Origin of the sequence: Streptomyces sp. CB02959 (assembly GCF_002803155.1) — a bacterium.
Lineage (GTDB): Bacteria > Actinomycetota > Actinomycetes > Streptomycetales > Streptomycetaceae > Streptomyces.
In genome coordinates this window covers 1-4820 of sequence record NZ_NNBP01000074.1, presented here as the reverse complement: position 1 = coordinate 4820, position 4820 = coordinate 1, and the positions used below count along the sequence as shown (strand labels likewise).

Below are 4820 nucleotides of genomic sequence, written 5' to 3'. Positions count from 1 at the left end.
AAGGCTCACGAACCGCCCACTGAGATGTTCCACGGACCGAACAGTCCTTGTTAGGGGTTTGCTGCTCTGCTTTCGTCGGTCCCGAAGTGGGCATGCCATGTACCCGGGATCTGGGTGTGGCCAAGGCCGCTACGTGATGATGATGACGACTCGATCACCGCGGCCTCGGCCGCGGCGACGGTAGTCGTCGTCGCCACAACCGCGTCCGTAGCCGTTCCAGTCTCCGCAGCCCCAGCGGTCTCCACCGTTCTTGCGGTGGCGAGGGAAGAACGCCTTGCAGGTTCATCTCCGCCTCCTCTGCATCGGGTCGAGAGTGTGCTACCGCGACGCTTTCGACGCTACGGCGATAAGGCGAAGGCAATAAGGAATTCTATGAGCGTGGGCTGGGAGTCTGCCTCTTCGTGTGCTGGTCGCTGCGTGGGGTGATGGCGTGATCAATGCGGCGTGTTTGCGTGAGCGGATCGCAAGTGCGCCGCCTATCAGGAGGTACGTCGCGCCAATGCCTGCGCGGTTACTACAGAGGGCGGTCGTGGTGCGGCGGCGGCCGATTGGATCTGCTGGCCGTGGGCCGGTCCCGTCACCCGGATGTGCTGTGGACCTTCTGGTCTCGGGCGACGGGGCCGGATCCGGTGTGGCGCCGCGGGCGGCGGTTGCTGTCCCGGTTGCCGCCGACATTCCCCTCGACTTCGCCCTCGTCAGCGTGGTGCCCTGTGCGGCAGGGATTCTCGGGCGTGTCCATGGTCCTGGTCGCCGCGTTCGTCCCGACCCCGTGAACGCCAGCGGTGCTTTCGCCTCCCTCAGCGAACAGCTCCGCGACCTCCAACTCGACGCCGCGCGGCGTCTTGGCTCTCGGCCGTTCGTCAACCGATTGCTCACGACCTGCGGAGCCGAAATCGCCACGCTCATTGTGGGGTGCTTCCGGACAGTCCTGGTCAGGGTCCTGCGAGATTGGCGAGGGTAGTCCGCACATCGTCGACGTCTGTGTATGCGTGATCGGGCAGGCTACGCAGGACCCCGACCAGCAGGTCGTCTGCACCGGTGTCCTCGGCATACTGTGCAAGGGCATGCGGACGAGTAGGCCACTGATCAAAGCGGGAAAGTGTCCTGACGATTTCCGCGGTCTCCATGCGCATTTCTGCGGCCTCCGTCAAGAGAATCTGCAGTTGCCTGCCCCTCAGTGTCGCAATTCATCCTTTCCCTTCTCCAGTACGTGCCGTACTTTCCCTTTCGTCTTTTCTGCCCTCCCTTTCCTCTCTAGGCTTTTGTTGCTCAGGGCTTTCCCGGTAGTCTCCTTTGCTTTTCCCTTGATTATTTCTCCGGCGCTCTTGACCTTCTTCCTCATGCCCATTGCGCACCCCTTTTGGGACGTTCGGATGATGGTAGGGGGCTCCGATAGGGGCGAGGTCCAGATTGGGATCTTGCGTCAAAGGGCGCATCTCGCGCAGAGTTCAAGCATACGCTCGTGATGATTCGCAAGGATTGATCTCAGGCGCTCTTCTCGCCCCTCGGCGAGATCTCTCGCGGCGCCTGTGACGGGGCTTGGCGTGTCATGCGAACTTGATCAGGTCTCGGTGACGTCGGGTCGGTGTTGATGGTGACCTGGCGCGGTCCTCTCTGCGCCCCGGCGTCGTTCGGTGGTACGACGTCTTGGGCGCTGCGGGCAGCAGATGGAAGGCTCGGTCCGCCGCGTCACAGGGAGCGATGTCGTCGAAGGGGTTGCCGGTGCGACGAGAGCCCGAGGGAGTTCCGCGGGTTCGGCGCCGGAGGCGAAGGTGGAGCGGTGTGCGGCTTCCGGCAGGACGGTGAACGGGCCGACCGCAGCGCGACGTTGGGCTGAAGACCGTCAGGTGACTCGGCCGATGGGTGATTCTGATCGGATGCAGCCGGTCTCGGCATGCCGCTCGGAGTAGATCGCACCCTGGCTTGCCTCGTCCGCAGTTCGGGCGGTCAGTCGGCCGGGGTGGTGGGGGCTGGCATGGGCCGCTCGGTTGCCGGGGAGGCAGCGGTCGCGGTGCGTCGGAACTCGCTTGGGTTCGCGCCTCGGACGCGCTTGAACGCCGCGCTGAACCCGAACGGGTCGGAGTAGCCCACGGCGCGGGCGATGTCCGCGATGGTCGCGGACTGCTGCTCGACCAGGAGGTCTGCCGCGAGTGTCATGCGCCAGCGGGTGAGGTAGGTCAGTGGCGGTTCGCCGACCTGGTCGGCAAACCGCTTGGCCAGCGTCGAACGCGACACCCCGGTGCGCTCGGCCAGTGTAGAGACCGTCCATGGTGCCGCCGGTTCGGCGTGAAGCAGGCGCAGTGCCTCGCCCGCCACTGGGTCTCGCTGGGCGGCCCACCAGCCCGGAGGCTCGCCGCCAGGCCGGTCGAACCACTCGCGCAGCGAGCAGACCAACATCCAGTCCAGCAGCCGGTCGAGCACCACCTGCTGGCCCGGTGCGTCGACGCGGACCTCGGCGGCGAGGTGGTCCAGCACCGGGTCGGCCGTGTCCCCGCCGCCCACGCGCAGCACGACGGGCAGCGCGTCCAGCAGCCGGCGGCTGATCTCGCCGCGCACCGGATATGCGCCGACGATCAGGGTCGTCGCACCGGCGCCGTCACCGGCGTCCCCGCCGCAGTCGTGCCAGCCAAGCCGGTTCCGGGTCCCGCCCTGCTCGGGTGTCGCGTAGCGCTCGCCGCACGTGAGTGGTTCGGCGCGGGTGCCGACCTCGTCGACGAAGGTGAAGGTCGCGGGGCCGCGCACGATGATCGTCTCGCGGGCGCGAAGCGGCTCGGGCGGACGGTGCTCCGGCACGATCCAGCCGGCCCCGGTGAGGACGGTGCACAGGGTCAGTGGCGCACCGTCCACGAAGTGCAGGGCCCAGGGCGGGCACAGGGTCGAACTGCCGAACAACGAGCCGTGGGCCCGCACCCCGCGGATGAGGTCACTGAACACGTCCATCCCACCAAGATTAGACGGATACACAGGTGATCCGGACTCTCACCCATGGGATCGTCCGAGTCGGCCGTGTTCAATCGGTGTCATGCGCCACGACACCACTCTCGTCCTCGCCGCAACAGGCAAGACCGGCCGGCGGATCGCCGCCCGGCTGCGGCTGCGCGGCACGCCGGTGCGCGCCGCCTCCCGATCGAGCCGGACCCGGTTCGACTGGTCCGACCCCGGCAGTTGGGACGCGGCCCTGCGGGATATCGCCGTCGCCTACGTGGTGGCCCCGCCCGTGCCGGGCCCCGTGCACGAGTTCGTGGCCCGGGCCGAAGCAGCCGGAGTGCAGCGGTTGGTCCTGCTCTCCGGGCGCGGCGCCGACACCTGGGGCGACTCCACCTTCGGCCTGGACATGCGCGCGGCCGAGGACGCCGTACGCGGCTCGGCACTGGAGTGGACCGTCCTGCGACCGTCGAACTTCGCTCAGAACTTCGACGAGGACGTCTTCCACGCCCCGCTGGTCGCCGGGGAACTGGCGCTCCCTGCCGGCACTGTTCCCGAGCCGTTCATCGACGTCGAGGACGTCGCCGACGCTGCGGCAGCGGTGTTGACCGAGACCGGCCGGCACGCCCGACGAATCTACGAGCTGACCGGGCCGCGCGCGCTCACCTTCGGTGAGGCGGTTGAGCTGATCTCCCGGGCGTCCGGGCGGCCCCTCAGCTACCGGCAGATCACCCCCGCCGAATACGCCGCGACGCTGGTCGATCAGGGCTTGGGCGAGGACGATGCCCACCACGTCGCCGAGATGTTCGTGCTGATGGAACGCGGACTGATTTCCACGACGACCGAGGACCTCGTCACCGTGCTGGGACGGGCGCCGCGAACCTTTGAGGACTACGCCGCGCGGACCGCAGCCGCGGGAGCCTGGCGGCGATGATCCGCCGGCGGCTCCGGCCCGCAGGACGCCGATCGATGAAAAGCGCCGCGCCCCCAGATGCCCGCCCGACAGCGGGTGAGCTGCTTGACCTCGCAACCATGCCCCCTCGTCCACCAGAAGGGCCGTGATGAGCACCGACGCCAGTTCGCTGACCACCCAGGACCTTGAGTTCCTCCGACGCCCCCTGTACGGGTTTCTGTCCGTGGCTGGGGGGCCGCTCCCGCCACAGCCCCGGCCGGTGTGGTTCGAGGCCACCGCCCAGGGCACGATCCAACTGTTCACGGACCCGGAGTCGCTCAAAGTGCGGCGTCTACGCCGCGACCCCCGCGCCTCGATCGTCGTCGCCGCCCCAGTGGGCGAACGCGAGCGCTGGCTGTCGGTCGCCGGCCGCACCACGGTGGAACCCGACGGAGCACACGACCTGTGCGCTCGCCTGGCCGCACGCTACTGGGACCTCGACGACCCGGCCCGCGCCGACGATCTCGCCGGGATCCTGGCCGCAGACTGGGTTCGTCTCGTCATCCACCCAGAGACCGTAAGCCGCTACACGTTGTGACCTCCGCGACAACCTGTTCACGTGAGGCACCGACGGGTCGCCGCGTCAACGCCAACGAGGCGTGCGTCATGACGCGGTTTCAGGCCAGGCGGATGGGCCTGCAAGAGTACGGCCATGAGCGACGTCGTTATCCGTCGGGCCAAGCCCGACGATGCGCCTGCGCTGGCGGCCATGCGCTGGCAATTCAAGGTGGAGGAGGGAAGTGATGAAGTCCCGCAGGAGGAAGGGGAGTTCGTCGCTGAGTGCGAGGGGTGGCTGCGTGCCCGGATGACCGGGCCATGGCGTGTCTGGCTCGCGGAAGTGGGCGGTCGACCCTGTGGTCACGTATTCGTGTGTCTGGTGGAGAAGGTCCCGAGTCCATACCCGGACTCGGAGGCTCTCGGTTACGTGACGAACTTCTACGTC

6 protein-coding genes are annotated in these 4820 nt (G+C 67.8%); 3 read left to right on the top strand and 3 right to left on the bottom strand.

The annotated features are described in order from the left end of the window. Nucleotides 1-932: 932 nt before the first annotated feature. The 3 genes from CG747_RS51270 to CG747_RS46705 form a co-directional block, all read right to left on the bottom strand. Nucleotides 933-1127 carry a DUF2795 domain-containing protein gene (locus CG747_RS51270; protein WP_374701909.1) on the bottom strand — a complete coding sequence of 65 codons (195 nt, stop codon included), beginning with the start codon at nucleotides 1125-1127 and terminating at the stop codon, nucleotides 933-935. Nucleotides 1128-1174: 47 nt separating this feature from the next. Next, complete coding sequence (locus tag CG747_RS46710) at nucleotides 1175-1342, bottom strand: CsbD family protein (protein ID WP_374701908.1); 168 nt, start codon at nucleotides 1340-1342, stop codon at nucleotides 1175-1177. Between the two features lie 605 nt (nucleotides 1343-1947). Further along, entirely contained in the window at nucleotides 1948-2940 is a 993-nt protein-coding gene (locus CG747_RS46705) for an AraC family transcriptional regulator (RefSeq protein ID WP_100607937.1), read from the bottom strand. Between the two features lie 82 nt (nucleotides 2941-3022). Between CG747_RS46705 and CG747_RS46700 the strand changes: the two genes are divergently transcribed. The 3 genes from CG747_RS46700 to CG747_RS46690 form a co-directional block, all read left to right on the top strand. Beyond that, a complete protein-coding gene (locus CG747_RS46700) occupies nucleotides 3023-3859 on the top strand; it encodes an NAD(P)H-binding protein (RefSeq protein ID WP_100607936.1) in 837 nt (278 codons plus the stop codon). Nucleotides 3860-3986: 127 nt separating this feature from the next. Then, nucleotides 3987-4415 carry a pyridoxamine 5'-phosphate oxidase family protein gene (locus tag CG747_RS46695; RefSeq protein ID WP_100607935.1) on the top strand — a complete coding sequence of 143 codons (429 nt, stop codon included), beginning with the start codon at nucleotides 3987-3989 and terminating at the stop codon, nucleotides 4413-4415. Between the two features lie 114 nt (nucleotides 4416-4529). Beyond that, the coding region (locus CG747_RS46690; protein ID WP_374701907.1) for an N-acetyltransferase family protein at nucleotides 4530-4820 on the top strand (291 nt) is incomplete at its 3' end.

What these genes read in the sequence shown, in the direction of transcription:
- CG747_RS51270 (WP_374701909.1), bottom strand. Translation starts at nt 1,127, where the DNA reads ATGGAGACCGCGGAAATCGTCAGGACACTTTCCCGCTTTGATCAGTGG.
- CG747_RS46710 (WP_374701908.1), bottom strand. Translation starts at nt 1,342, where the DNA reads ATGAGGAAGAAGGTCAAGAGCGCCGGAGAAATAATCAAGGGAAAAGCA.
- CG747_RS46705 (WP_100607937.1), bottom strand. Translation starts at nt 2,940, where the DNA reads ATGGACGTGTTCAGTGACCTCATCCGCGGGGTGCGGGCCCACGGCTCG.
- CG747_RS46700 (WP_100607936.1), top strand. Translation starts at nt 3,023, where the DNA reads ATGCGCCACGACACCACTCTCGTCCTCGCCGCAACAGGCAAGACCGGC.
- CG747_RS46695 (WP_100607935.1), top strand. Translation starts at nt 3,987, where the DNA reads ATGAGCACCGACGCCAGTTCGCTGACCACCCAGGACCTTGAGTTCCTC.